Source organism: Streptomyces sp. NPDC101151, assembly GCF_044768335.1.
GTDB lineage: Bacteria > Actinomycetota > Actinomycetes > Streptomycetales > Streptomycetaceae > Streptomyces.
Genome location: NZ_JBIWPP010000010.1, coordinates 200,232 through 226,485 on the forward strand (window position 1 = coordinate 200,232; position 26,254 = coordinate 226,485).

At 68.7% G+C, this 26,254-nt stretch carries 24 protein-coding genes; 11 read left to right on the top strand and 13 right to left on the bottom strand.

Annotated features, from left to right (window positions below; translation table 11 throughout):
• Nucleotides 1–61: 61 nt before the first annotated feature.
• On the top strand, nucleotides 62–640 hold the full coding sequence (locus ACIRU3_RS21025; protein WP_404058272.1) for a fasciclin domain-containing protein: 579 nt from the start codon (nucleotides 62–64) through the stop codon (nucleotides 638–640).
• A gap of 116 nt (nucleotides 641–756) precedes the next feature.
• On the opposite strand, the gene ACIRU3_RS21030 is transcribed toward ACIRU3_RS21025, so the two are convergent.
• On the bottom strand, nucleotides 757–2,121 hold the full coding sequence (locus tag ACIRU3_RS21030) for an ATP-binding protein (protein WP_404058274.1): 1,365 nt from the start codon (nucleotides 2,119–2,121) through the stop codon (nucleotides 757–759).
• Between the two features lie 173 nt (nucleotides 2,122–2,294).
• Between ACIRU3_RS21030 and ACIRU3_RS21035 the strand changes: the two genes are divergently transcribed.
• The 5 genes from ACIRU3_RS21035 to ACIRU3_RS21055 all read left to right on the top strand — a co-directional run bounded on the left by ACIRU3_RS21035 (nucleotide 2,295) and on the right by ACIRU3_RS21055 (nucleotide 7,785).
• On the top strand, nucleotides 2,295–2,906 hold the full coding sequence (locus ACIRU3_RS21035; protein ID WP_404058276.1) for a hypothetical protein: 612 nt from the start codon (nucleotides 2,295–2,297) through the stop codon (nucleotides 2,904–2,906).
• Nucleotides 2,907–2,980: 74 nt separating this feature from the next.
• Nucleotides 2,981–3,646 (top strand): ABC transporter ATP-binding protein, encoded by a 666-nt coding sequence (locus ACIRU3_RS21040; RefSeq protein ID WP_404058278.1) that lies wholly within the window; start codon nucleotides 2,981–2,983, stop codon nucleotides 3,644–3,646.
• A 118-nt stretch (nucleotides 3,647–3,764) separates the two neighbouring features.
• Nucleotides 3,765–4,382 (top strand): ABC transporter ATP-binding protein, encoded by a 618-nt coding sequence (locus ACIRU3_RS21045; RefSeq protein WP_404058280.1) that lies wholly within the window; start codon nucleotides 3,765–3,767, stop codon nucleotides 4,380–4,382.
• Nucleotides 4,379–7,024 (top strand): FtsX-like permease family protein, encoded by a 2,646-nt coding sequence (locus ACIRU3_RS21050; protein WP_404058282.1) that lies wholly within the window; start codon nucleotides 4,379–4,381, stop codon nucleotides 7,022–7,024. Before ACIRU3_RS21045 ends, ACIRU3_RS21050 begins: the two co-directional genes overlap by 4 nt.
• Nucleotides 7,025–7,053: 29 nt before the next feature.
• On the top strand, nucleotides 7,054–7,785 hold the full coding sequence (locus ACIRU3_RS21055) for a response regulator transcription factor (protein WP_404058284.1): 732 nt from the start codon (nucleotides 7,054–7,056) through the stop codon (nucleotides 7,783–7,785).
• A gap of 187 nt (nucleotides 7,786–7,972) precedes the next feature.
• On the opposite strand, the gene ACIRU3_RS21060 is transcribed toward ACIRU3_RS21055, so the two are convergent.
• Genes ACIRU3_RS21060 through ACIRU3_RS21080 form a run of 5 tightly spaced genes read right to left on the bottom strand, consistent with a single transcriptional unit; the run spans nucleotide 7,973 to nucleotide 13,847 of the window.
• On the bottom strand, nucleotides 7,973–9,379 hold the full coding sequence (locus ACIRU3_RS21060) for an MATE family efflux transporter (RefSeq protein ID WP_404058286.1): 1,407 nt from the start codon (nucleotides 9,377–9,379) through the stop codon (nucleotides 7,973–7,975).
• A 5-nt stretch (nucleotides 9,380–9,384) separates the two neighbouring features.
• Nucleotides 9,385–10,413, bottom strand: coding sequence for a cysteine synthase family protein (locus ACIRU3_RS21065; RefSeq protein WP_404058288.1), 1,029 nt, complete (start codon nucleotides 10,411–10,413; stop codon nucleotides 9,385–9,387).
• Between the two features lie 52 nt (nucleotides 10,414–10,465).
• Nucleotides 10,466–11,830: a Y4yA family PLP-dependent enzyme gene (locus ACIRU3_RS21070; RefSeq protein WP_404058479.1), complete on the bottom strand. Its 1,365-nt coding sequence runs from the start codon at nucleotides 11,828–11,830 to the stop codon at nucleotides 10,466–10,468.
• The gene (locus ACIRU3_RS21075; protein ID WP_404058290.1) at nucleotides 11,827–12,822 is read right to left on the bottom strand and encodes an ornithine cyclodeaminase family protein; all 996 of its coding nucleotides are present in this window, start codon (nucleotides 12,820–12,822) and stop codon (nucleotides 11,827–11,829) included. Before ACIRU3_RS21075 ends, ACIRU3_RS21070 begins: the two co-directional genes overlap by 4 nt.
• A gap of 29 nt (nucleotides 12,823–12,851) precedes the next feature.
• On the bottom strand, nucleotides 12,852–13,847 hold the full coding sequence (locus tag ACIRU3_RS21080; protein ID WP_404058292.1) for a TauD/TfdA family dioxygenase: 996 nt from the start codon (nucleotides 13,845–13,847) through the stop codon (nucleotides 12,852–12,854).
• A 321-nt stretch (nucleotides 13,848–14,168) separates the two neighbouring features.
• Here ACIRU3_RS21080 and ACIRU3_RS21085 point away from each other — a divergent pair, with 321 nt between their 5' ends.
• Genes ACIRU3_RS21085 through ACIRU3_RS21100 form a run of 4 tightly spaced genes read left to right on the top strand, consistent with a single transcriptional unit; the run spans nucleotide 14,169 to nucleotide 19,064 of the window.
• A complete protein-coding gene (locus tag ACIRU3_RS21085) occupies nucleotides 14,169–15,716 on the top strand; it encodes an ABC transporter substrate-binding protein (protein WP_404058294.1) in 1,548 nt (515 codons plus the stop codon).
• Nucleotides 15,704–16,723, top strand: a complete 1,020-nt coding sequence (locus ACIRU3_RS21090) for an ABC transporter permease (protein ID WP_404058296.1) — start codon at nucleotides 15,704–15,706, stop codon at nucleotides 16,721–16,723. The genes ACIRU3_RS21085 and ACIRU3_RS21090 overlap by 13 nt, the downstream gene beginning before the upstream one ends.
• On the top strand, nucleotides 16,720–17,565 hold the full coding sequence (locus ACIRU3_RS21095) for an ABC transporter permease (protein WP_404058298.1): 846 nt from the start codon (nucleotides 16,720–16,722) through the stop codon (nucleotides 17,563–17,565). Before ACIRU3_RS21090 ends, ACIRU3_RS21095 begins: the two co-directional genes overlap by 4 nt.
• Nucleotides 17,562–19,064: an ABC transporter ATP-binding protein gene (locus tag ACIRU3_RS21100; RefSeq protein WP_404058300.1), complete on the top strand. Its 1,503-nt coding sequence runs from the start codon at nucleotides 17,562–17,564 to the stop codon at nucleotides 19,062–19,064. The genes ACIRU3_RS21095 and ACIRU3_RS21100 overlap by 4 nt, the downstream gene beginning before the upstream one ends.
• A 91-nt stretch (nucleotides 19,065–19,155) precedes the next feature.
• Here the strand turns inward: ACIRU3_RS21100 and ACIRU3_RS21105 are convergent, their stop codons facing one another.
• The 4 genes from ACIRU3_RS21105 to ACIRU3_RS21120 form a co-directional block, all read right to left on the bottom strand.
• Nucleotides 19,156–19,845: a response regulator gene (locus ACIRU3_RS21105; protein ID WP_404058302.1), complete on the bottom strand. Its 690-nt coding sequence runs from the start codon at nucleotides 19,843–19,845 to the stop codon at nucleotides 19,156–19,158.
• On the bottom strand, nucleotides 19,842–21,107 hold the full coding sequence (locus ACIRU3_RS21110; RefSeq protein WP_404058481.1) for a sensor histidine kinase: 1,266 nt from the start codon (nucleotides 21,105–21,107) through the stop codon (nucleotides 19,842–19,844). Before ACIRU3_RS21110 ends, ACIRU3_RS21105 begins: the two co-directional genes overlap by 4 nt.
• 70 nt (nucleotides 21,108–21,177) lie before the next feature.
• Nucleotides 21,178–22,017, bottom strand: a complete 840-nt coding sequence (locus ACIRU3_RS21115) for an ABC transporter permease (protein WP_404058304.1) — start codon at nucleotides 22,015–22,017, stop codon at nucleotides 21,178–21,180.
• Nucleotides 22,014–22,961, bottom strand: a complete 948-nt coding sequence (locus ACIRU3_RS21120; protein ID WP_404058306.1) for an ATP-binding cassette domain-containing protein — start codon at nucleotides 22,959–22,961, stop codon at nucleotides 22,014–22,016. Before ACIRU3_RS21120 ends, ACIRU3_RS21115 begins: the two co-directional genes overlap by 4 nt.
• A gap of 337 nt (nucleotides 22,962–23,298) precedes the next feature.
• Between ACIRU3_RS21120 and ACIRU3_RS21125 the strand changes: the two genes are divergently transcribed.
• Nucleotides 23,299–24,078 carry a hypothetical protein gene (locus tag ACIRU3_RS21125; RefSeq protein WP_404058308.1) on the top strand — a complete coding sequence of 260 codons (780 nt, stop codon included), beginning with the start codon at nucleotides 23,299–23,301 and terminating at the stop codon, nucleotides 24,076–24,078.
• 224 nt (nucleotides 24,079–24,302) lie between these two features.
• On the opposite strand, the gene ACIRU3_RS21130 is transcribed toward ACIRU3_RS21125, so the two are convergent.
• Genes ACIRU3_RS21130 through ACIRU3_RS21140 form a run of 3 tightly spaced genes read right to left on the bottom strand, consistent with a single transcriptional unit; the run spans nucleotide 24,303 to nucleotide 26,235 of the window.
• Complete coding sequence (locus tag ACIRU3_RS21130) at nucleotides 24,303–24,968, bottom strand: phosphatase PAP2 family protein (protein WP_404058310.1); 666 nt, start codon at nucleotides 24,966–24,968, stop codon at nucleotides 24,303–24,305.
• Nucleotides 24,965–25,570 carry a phosphatase PAP2 family protein gene (locus tag ACIRU3_RS21135; protein ID WP_404058312.1) on the bottom strand — a complete coding sequence of 202 codons (606 nt, stop codon included), beginning with the start codon at nucleotides 25,568–25,570 and terminating at the stop codon, nucleotides 24,965–24,967. Before ACIRU3_RS21135 ends, ACIRU3_RS21130 begins: the two co-directional genes overlap by 4 nt.
• Nucleotides 25,567–26,235, bottom strand: coding sequence for a DedA family protein (locus ACIRU3_RS21140; RefSeq protein ID WP_404058314.1), 669 nt, complete (start codon nucleotides 26,233–26,235; stop codon nucleotides 25,567–25,569). The genes ACIRU3_RS21135 and ACIRU3_RS21140 overlap by 4 nt, the downstream gene beginning before the upstream one ends.
• Nucleotides 26,236–26,254: the final 19 nt, after the last annotated feature.

Sequence of the window (26,254 nt, forward strand, 5' to 3'; positions counted from 1 at the left end):
TCGAAGACGTCCGCAGTCCCAACCTCTGCAGTGTTCAGGCCTCCACGGGAGGAAAGTTGCGATGAGGTTCACCCGCATGCGTACGGCAAAGGCCACCGCGGCAGCTGTGGTCGTCATCCCGCTCGCGCTCGGAGGTCTGGCCTCCCCGAGCCACGCCCAGGATGCATCTCCCAGCCCCTCGGGGACTTTCGGTCCCGGCTGTTCGGGGCTCGCCCAGAAAGCCCAGACGGCCAAGGACAAGGTCGTAGAGGCTGCGGCTGCATACCCGCAGCTCAGCCAGCTGGTCTCAGCCATGGTCAGGGCAAAGCTGAACGACACCCTCGACGGAAAACCCAACATCACCGTCTTCGCTCCCAACCAACAGGCATTTCAGAAGGTGACCGCGAGCCAGATTGCCTCGCTGCTCAGCAATCAGGGACAGTTGAAGAAGACGCTGACCTACCACGTCGTGGACAAGCAGATCACCCCGGAGGAACTCTCCAACGGCTCCTTCACGACGGTGGAAGGCAGCAAACTGACCACGTCGGGCTCGGGCACAGACTTCAAGGTCAACGGCAAGGCGAACATCGTCTGCGGCAACATAAAGGCCGCGAACGCCACCATCTACGTCATCGACACCATCCTCCAGCCCCCGTCCTGACTCAGGGCACTCGTTCCCCGCCCGGGCCACCCGACGACCTGCTGCAAATCTGCGGTCCATGACGGCATGCGCCATGACATGGAGCTGCACGCTCGACCGGCCAGTGATCCGACCCGTCACAGGTCTGGACGCTCCCCTCCATTCTGCGCCCCGTCATCACCGTCCCGTCCTTGGTCGCCCTGCCTCTGCTTGCCGGCGGGGACGAGCAGGGTGAACGTCGTGGGGTCGGAACTGGCCAGGAACAGCCGTCCGCCCAGGGAGTCAGCCAGATCACGGGCGAGGGCGAGGCCGATGCCAGTGCCGCTGATGGCGTCGCCCGTATGACCGCGGGCGAACAACCGCGCCGGTTCGATGCCCAGGGCACCTTCGTCGACCACATCGATGGCCACGGCTCCCTCAAGGTCCCGTACGGAGACTCGGACACTGCCGCGCCCGTGCACCCGTGCGTTGTCCAGTAGGACGCCGAGAATCTCCGAGAGGGCCGTCCCCGGAACACGCACATCAGCCGGAACGTCCTGGACGGCGTACTGCAAGCGCCTGCCGTTCTCGGCGAACAGCCCGTGCCACAGCACTTCTGTCTCCGCCAGTACCTCTGCCAGCGGTCGGTCCAGTGTCCTCGGATGCATCGGATGTGGCGAGCCGGCCAGTCGCAACACCTCCTCCACCGTGAGGTGCAGACGTCTAGTGCCTGCGAGGGCCTCTTCGAGGACGGGCCGCAGCTGACGGTCGTCAGCCTGTGAGAGGCCTGCCTCCAGGGTGAGCTGGAGTCCAGTCAACGGTGTGCGTAGCTGGTGGGAAGCATTCGCGGCGAAGTCTCTTTCATGCCTCAGGAGCTCGGACAGGCTGTGCAGCATGTCGTTGTGGGTGCGGGCGACCTGGTCGATCTCCGCGATGGTGCTGGGCGCGGCGCGGGCAGCCAGGTCGCCTGCGGTGACCGCCTGACAGTGTCGAGACAACTCCTCCAGTGGCTGTGCGAGGGCTCGCGTCTGGCGCCGGGCGACAAAGACCCCCACCGCGAGGGCGAGCACAGCCGCGCCGAGAAGTACCGCCCAGCCCAGGAGGAAGTGGGCACGCACGGACGACACAGCCGAGGAGGCTCGAACCACGCCGATGACCTGCTCGTCATGAGGAACGGGTACGGCGACGACGAGTTCGCCACCCGTCTCGACATGCGCGATGACGCCGTCGAGTGACCGGCGCACCGCACCGTCACCCGACCTTGGACCACTGCCGGCACGCAACCTGAGGTCAGGGTCGTACAGGCCAAGTTGCTCGCCTGCTGCCGGCTTGGGCAGCTCGACGGGGTCACCGGCCGCGTAGTCAGGATTGACGCGCACGGCCGCCGCCAGCGCCGACCGTTCCAGGCTGTCCCGCTGGTCGGCGTACGAGGACGACCTGATCGCAAAGGCCAGAGGAATCGCGAGGAGGAACAGCGCAACCAGCACCGCCGTGACCGCCACCCGCACGACACGCTGTCTCATGACCTCATCATGCGGGGCTCGGGCACGCTGCCGCGGGGCCCGCCACGCGGTTTTGCCGTCGTCTAACCCCGGCCATGCGAACCGCTAACCGCGCGCTGCCTAGCGTCGCTGTCATGACCGTCCCCTGCTCCGGGAGACGGCACGCAGACGCTTCCCCCAGGAAGGCCGTGGTCATGACAAACGCACGTACTTACGGGGCGGTCGGGCTCGTCCTCCTCGCGGCGGTAACAGCCGGCTGCTCCGGATCCTCCACTGGATCTGGCTCCGGATCGGCCTCGACCAGTGCGCCCGGCAACTCTGCTGCGCCTACTGAGTCGAATCCTCCTGGTGACATCCCCGACAACCAGGCTTACGTCGCCTACCGGCCGACTGGTGCCGGATTCAAGATCAAGGTGCCCGAGGGATGGGCACGTACTCAATCGGATACCGCGACTGTCTTCACGGACAAGCTGAACCACGTTCGTGTGGAGGCTGGGTCGGCATCCTCCGCTCCCACCGTCGCTTCGGTCACCAAGACGGTCGTTCCGCAACTGAGCGGGCAGGTCAGCAAGTTCAGTGGGGCCAAGGTGACCCAGGCGAGGCGGCATGCCGGGCCGGTCGTCCTGCTGAAATATCAGGGCGACTCCCCCACCGATCCCGTTACGGGCAAGGTCGTGCGCGACGCGTTCGAGCGGTACGCGTTCTACCGCCAGGGACGCGAGGTGGATCTCACGCTGTCAGGGCCCGTCAACGCAGACAACGTGGACCCCTGGCGCATCATCAGCGACTCCTTCACATGGCAGTGAGTGAGATCGCCGTGTCCGTCTCCGGATCCCCGTCCCCGCTCCCTCCTGCGGCCCCGTCACAGCATCCACCGGGTATGGCCCTCGCCGCACGCGAGCTGTACCGGTTCTTCCGCGCCGGGGACGAGGAAACCCTCGCTCTGCGTGGGGTGTCAATCGCAGTCCGACGCGGCGAGACGGTTGCAGTGGTCGGGCCGTCCGGAGCAGGCAAGTCCACGCTGCTGTCGTGTCTGGCCGGAATTGACGAGCCGTCGGGCGGCGAAGTGCGCGTTGCAGGCGTACGCATCAGTCACCGCCCCGAGACGGAACGCTCTCAACTACGCGCACGCCACATCGGCATCCTCCTGCAGAGTCGCAATCTTGTGCCTCACTTGAGCGTGCTCGACAACGTCCGCCTCGCACAGAGCTCCGTTCGCGGCCGACCCGATGTGCCGGCCCGGGACCTCCTCGAACAGGTCGGCATGACAGACCGAGCGCAGGCGCTCCCCCAGCATCTGTCCGGTGGCGAGCTGGCACGGGCGGGACTGGCAGTCGCACTAGCCAATTCTCCCGATGTCCTCCTCGCGGACGAGCCCACCGGTGAACTCGACGGCGACACCGAACGACGGATCCTGCGCATGCTGCGCGCTCGCGCCGGCCTCGGTTGCGCCGTGCTGATCGTGACCCACAGCCAAGAAACCGTGCGCGTCGCCGACCGGGTGATTGCCCTGGACGACGGGAGGGCCAGAGATGCCACCACGTGACCCCCTGGACCCTCGCAAAGGCCTGATTGGCCCTGCCGCCCCAAGGTCCGGTAACGCCGACAAGACGCTGGTTCGCTGCCGGGACGCCGCCCTCACTTTCGGCCGAGGTACTAACGCCGTGGTCGCCGTGCACGGGGCGACCCTGTCCGTGCAGCCGGGAGACCGGCTCGCGATCGTCGGTCCCTCGGGTTCGGGCAAGTCCTCCCTGCTGCACCTGTTGGCCGGCCTGGAGCAGCCCACCAGCGGAAGCGTCACCTGGCCCGGGCTCGAAGACGCTGCCCGACACATCGGGCTCGTCCTCCAGGGAGACAGCCTGATCCCAGCACTCGACGTTGCGGAAAACACCGCCCTGCCCTTGGTGCTCGCCGGGATGGCGGACGCACAGGCGCGCCAGGAGGCTGTCACGGCGCTGGCCTTGGTGGACGCTGCCGATCTCGCCCACCGGCTGCCGGAGGAAATCTCCGGCGGTCAGGCCCAGCGCGTTGCGGCCGCCCGCGTCCTTGCCCAGGCACCCCGCCTCATCCTCGCCGACGAGCCGACCGGACGGCTCGACCACACCACGGGCGCTCATGTCCTGTCCGCCCTGCTGACCGCTGCCGACACGACAGGCGCAGCCCTCGTCGTCACCACCCACGATCCGGCCGTCGCCGCACGACTGACCACCCAGCTGACCATGCGCGACGGACGACTGCTTGCCGCGGCGGACGCCGCATCCGACACGGAGGCTCCCTCATGAACACCGCATGGGCCCGCGGCCTGGCCCGCCATCGCACCGGTCGGCTCCTGGCCGCCGCGGCGGGGATTGCGCTGGCCGTCGCTCTCATCGCGGCACTCGGGTCCTTCCTCACCGCGTCGAAGGCGACGATGACCCAGAGGGCGCTGCGCGCAGTCGCCGTCGACTGGCAGGTCGAGGTACAGCCCGGCACCGATCCCACACAGATCCTGTCCCTGGTGCGGCATGCGCCCGGCACCCGCATCGCCGTACCGGTCGGCTACGCCCACAGCAGCGGGTTCACAGCTCGAACCAAGGGCAGTACACAGACGACCGGCCCCGGCATGGTGCTGGGCATCCCCGACGGCTACGTGCGGCTCTTCCCGGGCGAGGTCCGGTCTCTGGCAGGTGCGACCCGAGGGGTCCTGGTGGCCCAGCAGACAGCCTCCAACCTGCACATCGCTCCCGGCGACACCATCGGCATCCGCCTGCCCGGATCAGGGACCCGACAAGTCCGAGTGGCGGGCGTCGTTGATCTCCCCCAAGCCGACTCGCTGTTCCAGAACGTCGGAGCCCCCACGCAGTCCCAGCCCACCGCGCCCCCCGACAACGTCGTTCTGCTGCCGTCCGCCACCTTCGCCTCCCTGACCGCCCACGCGAACGCAGCCACCACCACCCAGATCCATACCTCCCGCAACGCTCAGCTGCCTGCCGACCCTGCCACGGCCTTCAACGCGGTGTCCGGAGCCGCCCGCAACCTTGAGGCCCACGCTTCCGGCGGAGCACTGGTGGGGAACAACCTGGGCGCAGCCCTCGACTCCGCCCGCCAGGACGCGCTCTACGCTCAGATCCTCTTCCTGTTCCTCGGCGTTCCCGGCGCCGTGCTCGCCGCTGCGCTGACCGCATCCGTCGCCGCCGCCGGCGGTGAACGGCGCCGGCAAGAACAAGGCCTCCTGCGGCTGCGCGGAATGCGGCCACGGCGCATCACGGCCCTGTCCGGTCTGGAAGCCGGTCTCGTCGGCGTCACCGGCGGCATGGCCGGGCTCGGCGTAGCCGCACTGACCGAGTTCATGGCCTTTGGATCTGCCTCCTTCGGGACGCGAGCGAGCTCGTGGATCGCCTGGTACGCCGCCGCCTTCGTGCTGGGCACTGCGATCGCTGCCGGCGCCGTGCTCGTCCCCGCACTGCGCGATCTGCGCACCGTGACCGTCGCGGACTCCCTCCGAAGCCAACGTGGCACGGGCGCCCTGTGGTGGATGCGTTACGGGCTCGACCTTGTGCTACTGATCGGCTCCTGGTTCGTCTTCCGGGCCTCGTCAGGGAACCAGTACGCTCTCGTGCTGGCCCCGGAGGGCGTGCCGAGCATCTCCGTCTCCTATTGGGCATTCCTCGGCCCTGCACTGCTGTGGGTCGGCTCCGCGCTCCTGCTGTGGCGCCTCACCCTCATCGCCCTGACCCACGGTCGTGGCGCGCTGACCCGGCTGTCGAGGCCACTCGCCTCGGAGCTCGCAGGGACAGCAGCGGCCATGCTCTCCCGGCGGCGGCGTCCATTGTCTCGTTCGATCGTGCTGCTGGCGCTCGCGGTCTCGTTCGCGGTGTCCACGGCGACCTTCAACGCGACCTACCGCCAGCAGGCGGAGGTCGACGCACGACTGACCAATGGTGCCGACGTCACCGTCACAGAGCCGCCCGGAGCGCAGACGCCACCCTCGGCGGCATCCTCGCTGAAGGTCCCCGGCGTGCGCCATGTCGAGCCGGTCCAGCACCGGTTCGCCTACGTCGGCTCCGACCTCCAGGACCTCTATGGAGTCAGGCCCGACACGATCGCCTCGGCAACCTCGCTCCAGGACGCGTACTTCGCCGGTGGCAGCGCCCGCACGCTCATGGAGCGCCTCACCCGTCAGCCCGACGCGCTGCTGGTCAGCGAGGAGACCGTGCACGACTTCCAGCTGGCACCCGGCGACACCGTCAACCTCCGCATCCAGGACAGCCGCTCCAAGGCACTACGCACGGTGCCCTTCCACTATGCCGGGATCGCCAAGGAGTTCCCGACGGCACCGAAGGACAGCTTCTTCATCGCCAACTCCTCGTATGTGGCAAGGGCGACCGGAAGCAACGCCGTGGGGGCATTCCTCGTGGACACCGGGGGCACCCACCAGAAGGAGGTTGCCGCGCGGCTGCGGCAGCACCTTGGTACCCGAGCGGCCGTCACCGACATCACCCAGACGCGGGGAAGCGTCGGTACCAGTCTCACCTCGGTGGACCTTGCAGGCCTCACCCGGATCGAACTCGTCTTCGCGGTACTGCTCGCAGCCGGTGCGGGCGGGCTCATCCTCGCGCTGGGCCTCGCGGAGCGCCGTCGTACCTTCGCCATCGCCACCGTGCTCGGCGCCCGCCCGGCGCAACTGCGCGGCATGGTGCTCACCGAGGCACTCCTGCTGGCCGTCACCGGCCTGGCCGGCGGCGCGCTCATCGGCTGGGCACTGTCGGAGATGCTGGTCAAGGTACTGACGGGCGTGTTCGACCCACCGCCCGCAGCACTCGCCGTACCCGGTGGGTATCTCTCGCTGACCGCTCTCGCTGCCGCGGCGGCGGTGCTAGGAGCGGCCCTGAACGGAGTGCGCCGGGCGGCTCGACCCGCCGTGGAGGAACTCCGGGACCTTTGACGGTGCCACCGCGCTCTACGCTGCCGACCATGCGCACGCCCATGGCAGCGAACTCAGGCCAGTCCCGTCCTGTGCAGATCCTTGTCGTAGAGGACGACGAGACAATCGGCAGGCACCTCAACACCGGACTGCTGAGCAACGGCTATGCACCGTCCTGGAGCCGGACAGGCTCGGGAGCTCTTGCCGAGGCCACGCAGTCGGCGTTCGACGTGCTCCTCCTGGACCTCGGCCTGCCGGACATGGATGGTCTCGACGTCGCCCGCGTGCTGCGTGCCCGCTTCCCCGACCTGCTGATCCTCATCCTCACCGCGCGCACGGAGGACATCGACGTCATTGCGGGACTCGACGCCGGTGCCGACGACTATCTGGTCAAGCCCTTCAGCCTGTCCGTGCTGCTGGCACGGTTGCGGGCGCACCTACGGCGCCGTCCCATCGCCTCACCCGCGCAGGAGCCCATCCGGCTCGGCGACCTGGTCGTCGATATCACGGCGCGCCGTTGCTCAGTACACGGACGAGACGTCGAGCTGCGCCCGAAGGAGTTCGAGCTGCTGGCGCTTCTGGCCCGGCACGCGGGAAAAGCCGTGTCCCGCGAGACGTTGATGGCCGAGGTCTGGGACGAGAACTGGTTCGGTTCGACCAAGACTCTCGACGTCACCATGACAGGGCTGCGACGCCGGCTCGGCGACGCGGCAGCGCCGTCCTCGCGGCTGCCGGACATCACGACGCTGCGCGGACACGGCTACCGACTCGAGCTCGGCTGATGACCGGCGGGCCGAGCGCCGCGCCATCCGCTCGCCGCGCCGAGGATCGGCGTGTGGCGAGCGCCTGCCGGCCACAGCGACCGTGACCGTAACGCTGTCGGCGCGGCGACCCGACGTGGGATGGGCTCACCTGACGTACCCCATGTGGTCACCCCCCTGGGCCACAGCATCGCGCTCGGGCTCTTGGTCAGGCAGGTGAGCTTGCCGGGACGGGACGGGCGGCAGTGAGTGCGCTGTTGTAGCGACGCAGCAGGAGGGTGGCGGTGGCTGCGAGGCCGGTGAGGAGCCCGAGCCAGACGCCGACGATACCGAGGTTCACAGCGTAGGCGAGGAGCCAGGCGGCCGGCAGTCCGACAGCCCAGTAGCCGATCAGGGTGATGCGGAAGCCGCTCTTGGTGTCGTCGAGGCCGCGGAGCAGACCGACCCCTATGTTCTGGGTGCAGTCGAAGAACTGCAGGAATGCAGTCACGACGAGAAGGTGGGTGGCAGTGCTGAGCGCGTCCTCGGATCCGGTTTCCAGGAACGGGGCAAGGACGAGGCGGGGAACGGTGAGATAGATGAAGCCGACGAGTGTCATGACGGCGGCGGCGCAGGCCAGGGCAGTGTTCTTGATGCGGCGAGCGCCGTCGTGGTTGCCGAGGGCGAGCTCACGGCTGACGTTGATGGATGCTGCGTGGGAGAGGCCGACGGCCACCTGGAACACGATGTAGACGAGCTGGTTGACGGCAGTGTGCGCGGCGAGTGCATCGGGTCCGAAGGAGCCCGCCATCAGGGCTGTGACGGAGAAGAATCCGGCTTCGGAGCCGTAGGTGGCGGCGATCGGGACACCGAGACCGAGGAGGCGCTTGACGGTGGCGACATCTGTGCGGGTGACATCGAGGGCGAGGAGGGGAGCCAGCTCACGGTCCTTCCTCGCGGCGAGGTAGAGGGCGAGGAAGGACAGCAGGTAGACGGTGGAGGTGGCTATACCGACGCCGGTAAGGCCTAGCCGGGGCAGTCCGAAAGTGCCGTGTATGAGCACCCAGTTCAGTCCTGCGTTCACGGCTATGGAGGCGAGGGTGATCTGCAAGAGTGCCTGGGGTCGCCGCATGCCGACGGTGAACTGGCGTATGGCCTGGAACCACAGGCACGGCAGGAGGCCGGGGGCGAGCGCGTACAACATCTTCTGGCTGAGGTCGACTACGGCGGCGTCCTGGCCGAGCCAGGTCAGTGCCTGTCCGATGAGGATCATCACGAACGCGCCGGCAAGACCGGCCAGGGTTGCGACTGCCAGACTCGCGCGGACAATGGCCCGGACCTCGTCGTGTGCCGTCTCCTCCGCGGTCTTGTCATTCGCGTCGACTGCCGCTTGTTCGGCCCGCGCTGCCGCGGCGGCTATCTGGTTGCCGACGGAGGTCACCAGGCCGACGCCCATGGTGCGTACCTGGTTGAAGATGACGATAGCCAGGCCGCCGGCTGCGAGTTCGGCCGTGCCCAAGAGACCCATCATCACGGTGTCGGTGGTCGTCAGGGCGACCTGCGCGAGTTGGGTGAGGATGAGCGGGACGGCGAGGGCGCCGAGTGCGCGGCTGTCACGGAGGAGAGTGGTCAGCATGGGGGTTACCGGTTCCTGCGGAGCTTGGTGAGCAGTTCTGCGACTTGGTGTTCGACCTCGGGGCTCAGGAGATCGCGTTCGGTCATCCAGTCGTCGTTGAAGACTGTGTCCATATACTTCTCACCCCCGTCGTTGACTAGGGCGACCATAGTGGTGCCCGGCGGCAGGGCGGGCAGGCGGGTCAGGGCCTCGTAGACGACGCCGCCGGCCGAACCTCCGATGAGCAGACCGGTGCGGGCCACGGCCCGGCAGGTGGCAAAGGCTTCGACGTCACCGACTTTGACGCCCTCGTCGATGAGGCCGAAGTCGACCAGGGCGCCGATCTCGGCGCCCTCAGGTGTGCCGGTACCGGACTGGTAGTAGTCGTGGGCCGGTCCCCCGAACGCGATGGATCCCTTCGGCTCGACACCGATGACGGTGAACCCGGAGATCAACTTGGCCAGTTCACGGCCCGTGCCACACAGGCCACCGCCGGTGCCGACCGCGCCGATGAGCATGTCGATGCCGCCATCGAGGGCCTCGGCGAGTTCATGCGCGACGGGAAAGTATCCGACACCGTTCGCCGGGTTGTTGTGCTGTTCGGTGAAGATGGTGTTGTCCTGGCCGCGAGCCATGTCCTCGGCCAGCTCCTCGCGGGCAGCGGTGGCGAGCTCCTCCGTGCCGTCGTCGACGACGTAGACGAGTTCGGCACCGAGGGCTTTCATAGCGCGCAGCTTGTCGGCTGCCGCGTGGTGGTCGACGACGGCGGTGAAGGTGTAGCCGCGCTCGGCGGCGATCACCGACAGGCCCAGTCCGGTGTTGCCGGACGTGGACTCGATGATCCGCCCTCCGGTGCGCAGCTCTCCAGCGGCTTCGGCGGCGTCGATCATGGCGCGGGCCATGCGGATCTTCGCGGTGCCGGTGGGGTTGAACATCTCCAGCTTCAGCAGGAGGCGGCTGCCGGTCTCGGTGGTGGCCAGCTCCAGCAAAGGGGTGTAGCCGATCAGGTCGGACATGCGGGAGACCACGGCGGGGCGCTGAAGGGCTCCGGGCATCAGAAAGCTCCTGTGAGGGGGACGGCGCGAGTACGGGCGGGGCCGGCGCAGGTCAGGTGAAGTGGCGGTCCAGTCGCCAGCGCGGCCGAGGCCGGTCGGTGTGGTCTATGACGACCTTGGGCGGCAGCGACAGGTCGTGAAACGGGGACTCGTTGGAGTCCATCTGGTATCCGGCTGCGTTGGGATAGAGCAGGAGGTCCCCGGCGCAGGGCCGGCGAGGGAAGGCGATCTTGCGCCAGGTGAGCATGTCGGATTCCAGGCAGGTGGCCGCGCCCACGCTCGCGGGAAATACGCCGGTGGGCGCGGCAGGGTCCTGGGAGATCAGCAGCGGGTCGGGGAGGTATTCGCTGTTGAACCACTGTTCGGACAGGCTCAGGCTGGTGCCGTTGACGGTCAGCAGCTGGTAGTCGTCGCGGTCCTTGACTCCCTGGACGGTGAAGACGGTGGCCCCTGCCTGGTCCAGCAGGGCACGGCCCGGCTCCAGGAGGAGTTCTACCCCGGCGTCCTTGAGGACCTGCGCGAGGGTGCCCTGGCTGTCCTCGGGCTGGGTCTGGAGCAGCGCGGCCAGAGCCGTTTGTCCGGATGCCGGTGAGTGATAAGGGTAGAAGTCACCGGTTCTGAAGGTCTTGCCCGCGTGGTAGTGCACCGGGCGCTGGGTTTCGAGAAAGGCGTGCCAGCTGTCGGCGTCTGTATAGCTGATGGGCAGGCCGCCACCGATCGAAATCCGGCTGGCTTCCAAGCCGTTGACCCGGGCCTCCAGACACAGTTCGACAAGGCGGGCGGCAAGGTCGGCGCGCGGCTGCAGGGCATAGCCGGACAGGTGGAAGCTGAACCCCTCCACCCGTAGGGCTTCGCCCACCTGGACACACCGGTCCAGGGCGGTGGCAAGCTCCTCGTCGGTCATGCCGAAACGGCTGTGCGGCTGAATCGAGGGCAGGGCACGCAGCAGCACCCGGGCCGGGCGTACCTGTCCGGACAGCGCGATGGTGATCACCGCGTCGAGCTCGTCCAGGGCGTCAACAGCGATCAGGGCGCTGTGCGCGACGGCCAGGCGCAACAGAGCGGCGTCCTTGGCGGGTCCGGTTACGACGAGGTGCTCACCGCGCACACCGTGGCCGAGCGCCTCGCGCAGCTCGGCCACGGATGCGACATCGATTCCCGCCCCGTTCTCGGCGGCGGCTTCCACAAACGCAGCCGCCTTGTTCGCCTTCTTCGCGTAGTAGACGAAGCCGTCGACACCGGCGGCGGCCAAGGTGTCCTGCAGGGCACGGAGGTTGGCGGTAAAGGCGTCGGGCAGCAGGAAGTGGAACGGGCCGCCGAACCCGTGCGCGAGTTCAGGCAGCAGCCCGCTGGCCACCACCGCGTCCGTGGCGGCATCCGGCAGGACCTGAAGGGACGGCCAGTTGACGGTCTTCACTGCCACAGAGCCACCTCAGTGCCACGGCCGGCGTCCAGGGCGAGCTGGGCGAAGCGGTGACCGAGGGCGATGTCGGTGACGACCAGGCCGCTGTTGTAGGCGAAGATCCGCTCGGTGGGCGAGGTGCGTCCTGTGCCGGTGCCGACCAGTACTGTGGGGAACTCGGCATCGACGGACGGCAGTTTGCCGTCGGCGTCGGCCATGTCGGTACCGGTGACGTTCATTTGGGCCTCGCTGGTGGCCACAACCCGGTCCGCGCTGTGCAGGGTGGAGGGTGCAAGGCCGTGCCCGACCAGGACGGACAGCGCGCCTTCCTTGAGCCAGTCGGCCTCTACCGCGGCCGGCGTGTGCCCACCCGCGGTGGCGACGATCACGTCGGCCTCGCCGGCCGCGGCCTGCAGGTCGGACACGATCTCGAGGTCCCGGTCGGGGAAGTGGGTGCGCAGCTCCTTCTGCACGGCGGGAAGGCCGTCGGGGTGTGTGCCGGAGACCATCAGCCGTTCGAGTCCGGGCAGCGCGGTCACGAGGAAGGGCAGGGCAAGGCGGCCCTGTGTCCCGGTGCCGATGACGAGTGCCGTCCGCGTGCCAGGGACAGCAAGTTCCCGGGCCAGCAGAGCGGTCACAGCCGGGGTACGGAGAGAGCCGATGCGCGAGCAGTCCATCATTGCGACGGGTAGGCCGGTGACGTCGTCGTAGAGGGTCAGCGTCGTGTAGTAGTGCTGGTCCTCGCGGCCCTTGTCCAGGCCATGCTTGTAGGAGGTCTTGATGGCGACGACCTCGCGGGTGCCGTCTCGGCCCAGCATCGCGTAGGAGACGGAGTGGCCATCGCTAGGCTTGACGGTGAGCTTGCGCGGATTGTCTGACAAGCCATCCGCCAAAGTGCGGTAGGCGCCTTCGACGGTACCGAGCACATCGGTCAGGGATATGTCGATGCCTGCCAGGTCGCTGGTGGACAGGATCCGCAGACGGCGGTCCGGGGGTATCTCGGTCAAGGGATGCCTCCAATCGTCGGGGGGGCGTGTCAGTTCGTGTGCGCTTCGAGCGCGGCCTGGCCGTAGCCGTGCTCGGTGGCTTCCGCATCAGGACGAGTCCGGCGGCCGGGAACGCGTACTGACGCGCGCTTGAGCCAGCGGTCGGCGCCGTCGTAGCGGGCCTTGAAGGGCACCCGGCCGTGGACGACGATGTCGTTGTCGACGACGAGCACCTCCCCCGGGCTCAGACTCACCGCGACCGAGACGCGGGCCAGTTCGTCCGAGAGCCGCGCGTAGGCCCCGCAGTACGCTGCATCCGCGTCATCGAGCGGGGTGTAGGCGGGGTCGAAGCGCAGCGACATGCCCTCCTCGGTGGCGAACAGGGCCGGAACAGGTGGCGGGGCCTGCTCGGTGAAGTTCTGGGCTGCCGCGTAGGCGTCGTCGGGAAGGATCGGCAGGACCGACCGGGTGAGCTGGTCGATGTCGGCGTCCGACAGGCGGGCCCTACGGATACTCGCCGCTGTGGTGGCGATGTGGTCGCGGTTGCGCATGCAGCCGAGCATCAGCAGGTGCGCGCGGCCGGGGTGGAAGGCGTCCTCGGTGTGGGGACTGAGCAGCACGGCGGACGACGCACCGGTCTGCTCGGTCTCATGGCCCGGCGAAGGGACGATGTTGTGGACGAAGCGGCCGTCCTGCTGCCCCTCCCAGGCGATCGGATTACCCATCACGGTGGCCAGAAGGAGCAGGACCAGGTCGTAGACCGCGCCGCTGTCGCCGGCACTCGCCCAGCTGGACGGCGTCCGACCGATCTCGGTGTCGTCCACTTCGAGCCCCCGCAACACGAACAGTCCGTCGGCGGTGTCCACGGGGCGACAGTGGTGGCGCAGCTCGTCGCTGAAGCCGCCTGAGATCTCACGGACGCGTGCGAGCAGCTCAGGGCTGGTGGCGGAGGTGTTGAACTCGGCGAGCAGTTTCTCCGCTGCCTGGCGGAGTTCGCCCAGGGTGCGGGCATCGAGCTGGCGGACGGGCGCGGCTGCCGTGCTCATGGCAAGGAAATCCGTTTCAGTCGGCTGACGGAAGGGGGATCCCGGTCTCTGGCGCCGTTCACCGGGAAACCACCGGCGAACGGTCAACTAGACCGTAAATCAAAGGAGTTGTGGGCAGAGGCGCCGGGGGTGGAGCCCGGCGGCCCATCGAACGCTAGCACTAAACTAAGGTTAGGCATACCTTACTAATGCGTCACGTCACTGAAACGGATTCAGACATGCGTCCCATCACGAACGCCACCTTGCGGAGATGGTTGTCATTAGGGTAGGCAAACCTAAGTCATCCCCGTTGGCTTCAGTGGATCGAGGACGTACGTGAACATGAACAGGCGCCAAGTGCTGTGGGCCGGCGGAGCAATAGGCGTCAGCGCCCTGCTCGCTGCCTGCTCCTCGAACGAAGACGGCACCGCGTCCACTCCGTCGGCAGGGGACGGCAAGCCCAAGAACGGCGGCACCCTGCGCGTGGGAGCCCTGGGCCGCGCGAGCGCCATCACTCGTGACCCGCACGGCACCCAGGCCAACGAGAGCGACTACCTCATCATCGCCCTCGCCTTCGACACCCTCACCGTCCCCGGAGCGAAGTCCAACACGGCGCCACGACTTGCCACTTCGTGGGAGTCGTCGGCAGATCTGAAGACGTGGAAGTTCAAGATCGCCAAGGGTGCGGAGTTCCACGACGGAACGCCGGTGACCGCTGAGGACGTCGTGTGGTCGCTCAAGCGGCTGCGCAACACCCCGTCGGGCGCGGCCCGGTTGCCGGGCATCAAGGCAGACAACATCCGCGCCGAGGGCAGGGACACGGTCGTCCTCGTGTCCGACTACGCCAACGCCGAGTTCCCGGTCCTGACCCGCTTCACCACGTTCGTGATGAAGAAGGGCACCAAGGACTCCGAGCTCGCCAAGGCGCCAGGCACCGGCCCGTTCAAGCTGGACTGGTACCGCGGCGGCAACGCCCGCCTGGTGAAGAGCGACAAGTGGTACGGCCCCGCCGTGCACCTCGACGCCATCGAGGTCACCATGTTCGAGACCCCGCAGGCCATGGCGAACGCCCTGCTGTCCGGACAGATCGACCTGGCCTCCAACGCCGGCGCGGTCGCCGCCCGCACCGCCGAGTCCCGCAAGGACGTCCAAGTGCTGCGGCGCCCCAACGACATGGCAATGCCCGTCGTCATGCGCACCGCCAAAGGCAGCCCCTTCGCGGATGCGCGGGTGCGCGAGGCGATGCGCCTGGTCGTGGACCGCGAGGCGATGGTCAAGCAGGTCCTGTCCGGATATGGCACGGTCGCCAACGACATCCTCGGCACCGGCGACCCTGCCTACGCCAAGAGCATCCCGCAGCGAAAGAGGGACCTGGCCAAGGCCAAGAAGCTGCTGACAGAGGCGGACTTCGACCTCTCGAAGACATACGAGCTGGTCACCACCGAGGACATCGCCGGACTCGCCGATTCCGCGACCCTCTTCGCCAACCATGCCCGCGAAGCCGGTATCAAGATCAAGGTTGTCAAGCAGGAGTCCGGCGCGTTCTGGGAGAAGACCTGGAAGGCCGGGGACTTCTACACCACCTACTGGGGCACCAACGACTCGGTGATCTTCTTCGCTTCCAAGACCATGGTCGGCGACGCCGGACAGAACGAGTCCGGATGGCACGACACGGGCTTCGACACCGCCTACCGCAAGGTGATCGGCACCGCCGACCCCAAGCAGCGCGCAACGGCTCTGAAGGATCTCCAGCAGATCGAGTACGACCGTTCGGGCTACCTGCTGTGGGGCATGGCCGACGGCATCGACCTGGCTGCCGCGAAGGTACAGAACCTGCCCAAGCTCGCCGGCTACGGCCGTGTCCAGCTCGAAGGCGTGTGGCTGCGTTGAGCCGTACGGCCGAGACCGGCCCGGTGGGCGCACCCAGCAGGGGGGCGGCCACCGGCCCACGCCGGGCCATGTACATAGCCGTGCGTATCGCGGGCACGGCCGGGCGCCGCGCGTTGATGCTCGTCGCGCTGCTCGCCTTGGTGTTCGCCGCAGTTGAGGTCTTGCCCGGGGACGCAGCCAGCGCATCGGCCGAGCGCGGGGAGAGCGCGGCGGACGTCGCCACCCGCCGGCACCTGCTCGGGCTGGACCGGCCCGTCCGGGAGCGGTTCTTCGACTGGATGACCGCGCTTCCCACGGGAGACCTGGGCACCTCCGCCCGGGGCCAGAAGGTCACCGACCTGCTCGCCGACCCACTGCCCAACACCCTTGTCCTGGCCGTGAGCGCGTTCGCCATCACTGTGGCACTGTCCCTGCTGCTGGGCTGCTGGGCCGCCGGCTGCCCCGGCCGCCTGACCGACCGCATCATCGGACACACCTCGACGGCCGCGTTCGCGGTACCCGAGTTCGTTGTCTCGACCGCGCTGCTCCTGGTGCTGTCACTGTGGACGGGCTGGCTGCCTGCTGTCACCGTGACCGGAGGCGACGGCAGACCCACCACGTGGACCATGCTGATCATGCCGGTCCTCGCCCTCGTCATCCCACAGACCGGGTGGAACACTCGCGTAGTGCGCGGCGCGATGGCGGACCAGGCGTCCGCCCCACATGTCGAGGCCGCCCACCTCGACGGCCTGCCCCTGCACCGGATCCTGCTGCACCATCAACTGCCCGGCGCCGTCCCCGCCATCGCCACCGGAATCGCCACCTCCACCGGCATGCTCTTCGGTGGAGCCATCGTGGTCGAGACCCTGTTCAACTACCCCGGGCTCGGAACCGTGCTCGCCGGCGCGGTCGCCGCGCGCGACACCCCGCTGATCGCCGGAGTCGTGATGTGCGCCGGTGCCGTCATCAGCCTCGTGCTGCTGGCCGCCGACCTCATCCGCTACGCCACCCTGGGAGCCCGCGCATGACCGCCGCCCTGCCCCTGGCCGACCACCGGCCCACCCGCCGGGCGAAGCCCACCGGGCTCCTCGTGCTCGCAAGCCTGCCTCTGCTGGTGACCCTCGTCGGGCCCCTCATCGCTCCGCACACCATCGACACCCCCGTCACGGCGCCCTTCGCGGCATCTGGCGGCGACGCCCCCCTGGGTGGCGACCAGCTCGGCCGCGACGTCCTGAGCCGCCTCCTCGGCGGCGGCACGCTGTTGGTCGCAGGCGCCCTGCTGGTCGCGGCCGTGGTCACGGTCGCCGCCACCGTGATCGGCTGCATCTCCGTGCTGCGCCCCGCCCTCGGCCGCGCGGTCGAGCGCAGCGCGGACATTGCGATCCTCCTGCCGCCTCTGCTGGGCATCATGCTGATCGCGCTCGCCTGGCCCGGTGGCGGACGCTGGGCCGTGATCGCCGCCGCCATCACTCTCGGTGTGCCCTACGCAGTCCGGGTCGTCGCCGCCGCGGCTTCCCCGTTGACCACGGCCGGCTATGTCGAAGCGGCCCTGGCCCGGGGGGAGTCCACCGCGTACATCGCGCTGCGCGAGATCCTGCCCAACCTCCGAGCCACCGTCCTGACCCTCTTCGGGCTCCGGTTCGTCGACGCCGTCTACGTCATCTCCATGGCGGGATTTCTCCAGATCGGACCGCAGCCGCCGGCTTCCGACTGGTCGCTGATGGTCCGTGAGAACGCCTCCGGCATCCTCCTCAACCCCTGGGCCGTCGTCGCCCCGAGCATCGCCATCGCCACGCTGGCCATCACCGTCAACCTCGTCACCGTCACCCTGGCCCCCGACACCACAGCGAAGGCGGTGACCCGCTCATGAGCGACCTCGCCCCTCCCCACCATAACACCCCCACGGCCACGACCCAGCTGCCGCCGTTCGCCACCGTCACGGGCCTTCGGATACAACTCCACAACGGCACGGTGCTGCTGCCCGACACCACCGCAGTGATCCGGCCCGGGCAGGTCACGGCCCTGACGGGCGCCTCCGGATCCGGAAAGACGACCCTGCTGCGCGCCCTGATCGGCCACCTTCCCCGAGGCGCCACCATCACCGCAGGCACGCTCGACGTCCTCGGCCACACCCCGCATCTCCTGGCAAGCGCTGAGCTGCGCCAACTGCGCCGCACAGCCGTCGCCTACGTCGGTCAGGACCCCGGCTCCGCCCTCAACCCACGGATGACCGTGCGCCGTCTGGTCGCTGAACTCGCAACCGATCCGGCGAACGACGCAGTCATGGACCTTCTTGCCGAGTGCCGTCTGCCCGTCGGCACCGGTATCGCCGATCGCCGGCCCACAGCTCTGTCCGGCGGCCAGCAACGGCGGGTCGCCCTCGCCCGCGCTCTTGCCCGCACCCCCAAGCTCCTCTTGCTGGACGAGCCCACTGCCGGCCTCGACCCGGCGCTGCGCGACGAGATCGCTCACCTCCTGCGCGACCTCGCCACCAGCCGGAACCTGGCGGTCGTCATCGCCACCCACGACACCCAACTGGTCGACCTCTGCGCGGATCACACCATCCGCCTCACCACCAAGACCGTCCCAACGCCACGCTCCGCCCCGGCAATCGCGAAGGGCACCTCGCCGGGTACGCGGGACCAGGCCACCAGCAAGGTCATCGCCGCACACGCGGTCGACGCCTTCTACGGTGTCGGCCGGCACCGCTCTCCGGCCCTGACCGATGTCGGGTTCAGCGCAGCCGCAGGATCGGCTGCCGCCATCATCGGCCCGTCCGGATCCGGCAAAACCACCCTGCTCCGTGTCCTGGCCGGCCTCCATCCCGCAGGCACCGGGCACCTGACGCTCGACGGCATTCCCCTGGCAACACGCGTACGCCGGCGCACCCGCGAGCAGCAGCGACGTATCCAACTCGTCCCCCAGAACCCCCTCGCCGCTCTCAACCCACGGCACACCGTCAGGCATCAGCTGGCCCGGCCTCTACGACTCCATGCAGACACGCCCAAGAGCGCGCTTGCGGACCGCATCACCGAACTTCTCGCCCAGGTGGGACTCCCGGCCGACTACGCCCACCGCTACCCAGGCGAACTGTCCGGCGGACAGCGTCAGCGTGTCTCCATCGCCCGCGCCCTTGCCGCCGGCCCCGACATCCTGCTCTGTGACGAAGTCACCTCCGCCCTGGACGCCGACACCGCGACGGGCGTCATGGACCTGCTCACGTCACTGCGCGAGCAGCACCACACCACCCTTGTCGTGGTCTCTCATGAACACCATCTCGTCGCGCGCTACACCGACACCGTCCACCTCCTCGACGCCGGCCGCATCACGGACAGCGGTCCGACCGCCCGCATCCTGACCAAGACGTAGAACCAGGGCCGCGCCGCCATGCTCGGTCCCGGGCTGGGAGGCCGCCGGGACATCTGGTGACCGGTGACGTGTGTCGCCGACGCGTCCAGCGTCAGATCGCGACCTCTTCGTCGGTATTTCCGTCATGGGGCCGGGCCAGCCCGTGGTCGTAGGCGAAGATCACGGCCTGGACGCGGTCGCGGGCTCCGATCTTGGCCAGGACCCGGCCGACGTGGGTTTTCACGGTGGACTCGGACAGGACGAAGCGTGAGGCGATCTCACGGTTGGTCCAGCCCTTGCCGATGGCGACGAGAATCTCGCGTTCACGGTCGGTGAGGCTGCTCAGCCTCGGATCGTCAGCGAGGCCACCTGCGCGGGGCACGAGCTGGGCGAACTCGTGCAGGAGGCGGCGGGTGAGCGCGGGAGCGATCACGGCGTCGCCGACGGCGACGGCCCGGATCCCGGCGAGAAGCTCCTCGGGGCGGGCGTCCTTGAGCAGGAAGCCGCTGGCTCCGGCGCGCAGGGCGGCGTGGACGTATTCGTCGAGGTCGAACGTGGTGAGCACGAGGACACGGGAACGGTCGCCCGCGGCAGTGATGCGGCGGGTTGCCTCGATGCCGTCCACGCCGGGCATGCGGACGTCCATCAGGATGACGTCGGGGCGGAGTTCGGCTGCCATACGCACCGCTTCCCCACCGTGCGTGGCCTCGCCTACGACCTCCGTCTCGGGAATCGAGTCGAGGAGCATACGGAATCCGTAGCGTTGCAGCGGTTGGTCGTCCACGATGAGCACGGTGGTCACTGAGCACCGCCTGGGGATACGAGGTTGAGGGTTGCCTGCACGCTCCAACCGCCGCCGAGGGGACCCGCGCTGAGAGTCCCGCCGTAGAGAGCTGTCCGTTCGCGCATACCCACCAGACCCTGCCCTTCCTCGTTCGCCGGACCAGGACGGGCGGACGTGGCATCGGCCGGGCCGCCGTCCTGGACCGTGACGGTCAGCTCAGTGTCCTTCAGGACGATCGACAGGTTCACCCGGGTGTCGACTCCGGCGTGCTTGAGCGTGTTCGTGAGGGCCTCCTGAACGATGCGGTAGACCGTCAGCTGTACCCCGCTGTCGAGTGCGTCCACCTCACCAGCGGTCCTGTAGACGACCGCCAGGCCCGCGGCACGTACCCCTTCGCAGAGTGCCTCGATGTCCGTGAGGCCGGGCTGTGGGCTGAGTTCCGGCCTGTCCGGTGAGCCGTCCGATGCCTTGCGCAGGACGCCGAGCACGCGCCTCAGCTCTCCAAGGGCCTGACGACCCGTGTCACCGATGATGAGAAGGGCTTCCCTGCCCCGTTCCGGAGCAGCGGCGCTGGCGTAAGCCCCGGCGTCCGCAAGGGTGATGATGACGGACAGGTTGTGGCCGACGATGTCGTGCATTTCGCGGGCCACGCGGGCCCTTTCGGCCGCTGCGGCGAGCCGGCTGCGCTGGTCGCGTTCGATTTCCAGCCGAGTGGCCCGGTCCCGCAGTCCCGCCAGCTGGGCCCGGCGAATGCGCACCACGAGGCCGAGTGCCAGGGCCGCGGTCGCCGTACTCAGGAGGAAGAACAACGTATCCCAGACCGAGACCGCCACCGACACCCGCACCGCGACCAGCGACATAACACCCGCCATGACCCCGCAGGCCCAGGGCAGCTGCCGCAGCCGCCCGTGCAGGGCGAGGCTGTACAAGGCGATGAACAACGCGATGTCCGCGCGCAGCGCAGCACCCAGCGACCACTGGACGACAAAGACTACCGTTACGGCGCCGAACGCGGCCGCGGGTTTGCGGCGGCGCCACAGCAAGGGCAGGACGAGCCCGGCTTGCAGCGCGAGCATCCCCACGACCGGTAGCTGCGTGAACGCGAGCCGGAAGCGCCGCGGGCCGTCGCCGTCACCGCCATGTGCGTCGAACAGGTCGGGCAAGCAGAACATCAGGAAGACCAGGATCACCACCGCGGTGTCCAGCACCCACGGATGTGCCCGGTCGGCCAGGCGCAGCCGCTGGCCGACCCGGGACATACGGGCGACCAGCGGCCCCATTCCGCCGATTTCTTCGATGGGCGCTGTGGCCTCGGACGTCACGGGGGTCACCTGATCATCATGCAGGGTGTCAGACGTCGCTGCGCAGCAGCCGGTACGCCGCCCCGGACAGTGCCAGCGCGGTCCAGCCGAGGAAGACCAGCAGCCCGGCCCCGGGTGACAGGCTGGTGGCGTCATGGGTCAGGGCGAACATCGACTCCCCCGCATTGCTCGGCAGATAGGGGCTGATGTTGTCCTTCCAGGAGCTGGGGAGCAGGGTGGCCAGTCCGGGGATCAGCATCAGCGTGGCGACCAGGACCGAGATTCCGCCCGCCACCGAGCGGAGCAGCGAGCCCAGGGCCGTGCCGATCACGCCGACCAGGCCCAGGTACAGCCCGGCTCCCAGCAGGCTCCGGAGAACCCCGGCGTGCGAGAGGTCCATGGCCGCCGGTGTGCCGTCGACGATCCGGCTGCCGAAGAGGAAGGCGACGAACACGCCGAGTGTGCCGATGACCAGCGCCACCAGGCCGAACACGGCTGCCTTCGACCAGAGCACCGGGAGACGACGGGGTACCGCCGCCAGGGTGGATCGGATCATGCCGGTCGAGTACTCCCCCGCGGTGACCAGCACACCGAGGACACCCAGGGCCAACTGGGCGAAGTTCGTGCCGAAGAGCGAGAGACTCACCGCGGTCGAACGGGCGAAGTCCCGGTCCATGTGACCGGAGCCGACCCCGGACTTGTAGCGGCTCGCGGCGATCAGCCCGAACGCGATGAGGAACAGCAGTCCCAGCCCGAGCGTGATCCAGGTCGACCGCAGCGACCAGAGTTTGGCCCATTCCGAGGCAAGCACGCGCCGACCGGTCACCCGGTAGGCGGGGCGTGCGGGCGCGGTGGGAGCTGCTTCGGTGGGCACCGTGAGGGTACTCATGCCGGCCTCCCGAGAGGCTCGCGGGTCTGGGTGCTGGTGGTGGATCCGTGGTACTCCACGGCATCCTTGGTCAGGTTCATGAAGGCCTCCTCCAACGACACCTGACGCGTGCTCAGTTCGAACAGTGCAAGCCCGTGCTCGGCGGCCCTCAGGCCTATCTCGCGCGCGGTCAGCCCGGTGACCTGCAACTCCTCGGAACCGATGCGTCCGGTGATGTCGACGCCCGGGCCTGCAAGGACGTCTCTCAACCGCGCCGGGTCCTGCGCGGCCACGTGCACGGTGTCGCCGCCCGCCTCGCGAACCAGGTCCCGCACGGTGGTGTCGGCCAGCAGACGGCCGCGCCCGACGATGATGAGGTGGTCCGCCACCAGCGATACTTCGCTCATCAGGTGCGACGACACGAACACCGTGCGTCCCGCCTCGGCAAGCGACGTCAGCAGGTTGCGGATCCAGAGCACGCCTTTGGGGTCGAGTCCGTTGACGGGCTCGTCCAGCATCACCGTCTGCGGGTCGCCCAGCAGAGCCGCAGCGATGCCGAGCCGCTGGCCCATCCCGAGGGAGAAGGAACCTGCTCGCTTCGCGGCCACGCTGCCCAGGCCGGCGATTTCGATGACCTCGTCGACTCGGCGGCGGGGGATGCCGTGTGTCAGCGCCAACGCCCTGAGGTGGTTGAAGGCCGATCGGCCCGGGTGAATCGACTTGGCCTCCAGCAGGGCGCCGACCTCCTGGAGCGGTGCCCGATGCCGGCCGTAGTGGTGGCCGTTCACCGTGACGGATCCGCTCGTGGGGGCGTCCAGGCCGACGACCATGCGCATCGTTGTGGACTTGCCTGCTCCGTTCGGGCCCAGAAAGCCGGTGACCGTCCCGGGCTTCACGACAAAATCCAGGCCGTCGACGGCCGTCTTCTCGCCGTACCTCTTGGTCAGCTGCCGTGCGTCGATCATTGGCGCTCTTTCTCTCGGGCTCGGCGTCCGTCGGATCTGACGCCTCACCCTCAACCTAAGGTCGGGATCCTCCCGGAACGGTGGTACCGAGGGCTGAACTCGGGCGTTCCGGTGGTACCGCGGTACTAGGCGAAGACGGACCGGCATTGCGGGGATGGCACGGCATGTGAAAGTCCACGCTTATCACTGACTCAATCAACCTGACCAGGGGTTTCGTCAAGGCATTCAGGTTGCATTCAGGCTGTCCGCACGGTTTTGAAACTCATGCCTTAGAGGCCTCAAAACAATGGCAAAAGCATCTGTGGAACCAGGAGTTCGCCGTGCCATCGTGCTCTCCATGACCACACAGCACGTTCTCGACGACCGCCCCCTCGTTCCCCTCCGCGCCATGGCGAACAAGGTGCCGGAAGTGACCGTCTACTTCTGGATAATCAAAGTCCTCACCACGGGGATGGGCGAAACGGCGTCGGACCTGCTCGCACGTCTCCTCGGCCCGGTTCCGGCGGTCGCGCTCGGTGGTCTGGCCCTCGTGGCTTCCCTGGCCGTTCAGTTCGCCGTCCGCCGGTACGTCCCCTGGATCTACTGGACCGCCATCGTCATGGTGAGCGTGTTCGGCACGATGGCGGCCGACGTCCTGCACGTCGGCCTCGGCATCTCCTACACGGTCTCGACACCGCTCTTCCTCACCGCACTGGCCGCCGTATTCGCCCTTTGGTACGCAAGTGAGCGCACACTGTCGATCCACAGCATCCGCACCCGCCGCCGCGAGGCGTTCTACTGGGCGGCCGTTCTCGCCACCTTCGCACTCGGCACCGCGGCCGGCGACCTGACCGCCACCGGCGGCTTCGGATACCTGGGCTCCGTCGTGCTCTTCGCCGCCGCGATCTGCGTACCCGCCGTCGCCCACCGCTTCACCGGCCTGAACGCCGTCACCGCTTTCTGGACGGCCTACGTGATCACCCGTCCCCTCGGTGCCTCCCTCGCCGACTGGATGGCGCTCGGCCACGCCCGGGGCGGACTCGGACTGGGGCTCGGTCCGGTCACCCTCGCCTGGACGGTTGCCATCGTGTGCTTCGTGGCCTACCTGGCCGTGTCCCGTCAAGACGCCGAGCGGTAGGCAATGTGCCGGCGAGGCTCGAGCGGCAGGTGCCAGTTGTAGTGGTGCCCGCCGCTCGATGGCTGCCTCTCTGCTCCGGAATGGCGTGCCGGACGCCACATCTGCAAAGGCCAGCATGGATCTTGCCGTCGCAACAAGCCTGGTCCGCGGCCACATCGTCCGGGAGGTAAGGGGGCGTTCCCGGGCCAAGGCGGAATGCCCGGCCTCCATGGAATCGGCGCTGTTCAGCCGGCAGGCGGTGGCGCCGTCGGCGGCTCAGGCAGCCACCTGGCAATCACCCACAGACACATCCCGAGCCAGCCGATGGCGAACAGCCAGCCGCCGACGACATCGGTGAACCAGTGCACACCCAGGTAGACGCGGGTCAGCCCGACCGACACGCCCCAACAGCCGATGACCACCCGCAGCGGCGTCGCTCCGCGAGGGGCACGCAAGGTGACCGCCACGATCAGCAGACCGGCGGTGATGGCCGCCGTGGTGCTGTGGCCCGAGGGGAATGCCCAGCCTGTGGCGTGCGTGGCCCAGTCGGACGTCGGCGGTCGGGTGCGGTGAACGAGTTCCATCACGCCGTACCGCAGGGCCTGGCCCGCGGCCAGACACGCGACGCACAGGGCAACGGCGCTCAGCCGGTGCCTCACTGTCCGTCCCGCGACCAGGCCGGCCAGCACGGCCAAGGCGTAGGGGATGACACCGGTCCCCGTGGCGGTCACCCCACGTGCCAGGATCACTGCGGTCTCCGGGCGGTGCACCACCGACCAGGAGAGCAAGCGGCTGTCCAGACCAAGCGGCGCCCCGGCATGGGCGACAATCAGCGCGGCCAGCGCACCGAAGAGGATGCACGCGCCGAGGCCGGCCGTCACGGTCGGGCGGAGGCCGTCCCGCCGGCTCATGCCGCGAGCAACCGGGCGCCCAGCGGCTTGGTGCTGAGCCACCGGGCCAGCGTCTGCACCCGCTTGCGCAGCACGAGCATCGCCACCAGCGTCACGAGTCCGCCGACGACCACTCCGGCCAGGACGTCGTGGGGGTAGTGAGCGCCGACCCACACCCGGGAGACCGCCATGGCCAGCGCCCCCAGAACAGCAACCGCCCCGAGTCGGCGTGAGACGAACACCAGCGCCACAGCGGCTCCCGCGGCGATCGCCGCGTGGTTGCTGGGGAAGGCCCAGTCACCCGGCGCCGGACATGCCTCCAGCGTCCTCACGTGCAGACTCTGGCACGGTCGGTCCTCGCGCACCAGGAGCTTCACGATCATGTCGACGCCGTAGGCAAGGACCACGACCACCGGCACGAGCAGAGCAGTCACCGCCGCGGCGGCCCCGGCACGGCGTGCATGCCACCAGCCGACGATCATGAGGACGGCAAACAGGCCGAGCCCGAGCGTGGTCCAGACCGAGACCGTGTCGTCCAGCCAGTCGGGGGCGCGCTGAGCCAGGTGCACCACGTCCTCGTACGCGGTGCCGTCGATCGTCGAACCGTCCATGGCCAGGATCACTGAGGCCCTCCGTTCGGCCTGGCGGCCCGGCGGCTGCGCAGTGCCTCGAAGAGCAGCGGGAGCAGCGACACGACGACGATCACCGCCACCAGCGGCAGCAGGTAGCGGTCGACGTTCGGGACCGAGGAGCCCAGCGCGTAGCCGGCCAGGATGAGACCGACGGTCCAGATCAGGCCGCCAATCGTCTGCCACAGGGTGAACGTCCGCGCCGGTACCTCCAGGGCGCCCGCCATCGGGTTGAGGACAGTGCGCACCACCGGGATGAACCGGGCCAGCACGACCGCCTTCGCGTGCCCGTACCTCTCCAGCAGTTCCTCGGCCCGCTCCATCCCCTCGTGCAAACGCTGCGACCGGCTGCGGGCCACCAGTGCTCCGCCCGCCTTCCGGCCGATCAGGTATCCGCACTGGGCACCGGCGAGCGCACCGACGGCCGCCACGACCAGCAGCGGCCCCAGTGACAGCTTCACGGCCCGGTCCGCAGCCCCGGTGCACAGGAGGCCCGCCGTGAACAGCAGCGAGTCACCGGGCAGGAAGAACCCGATCAGCAGTCCGGTCTCGGCGAACAGCACGACGCCGACGCCCAGCACGCCGAAGGCGGTCAGCAGGGACTGGGCGTCAAGCACGTTCACGGCGAGCTGCGACGCGAGCTGGAGCGGTGTGGCCATGCGACCCCTGGCCCCTTCC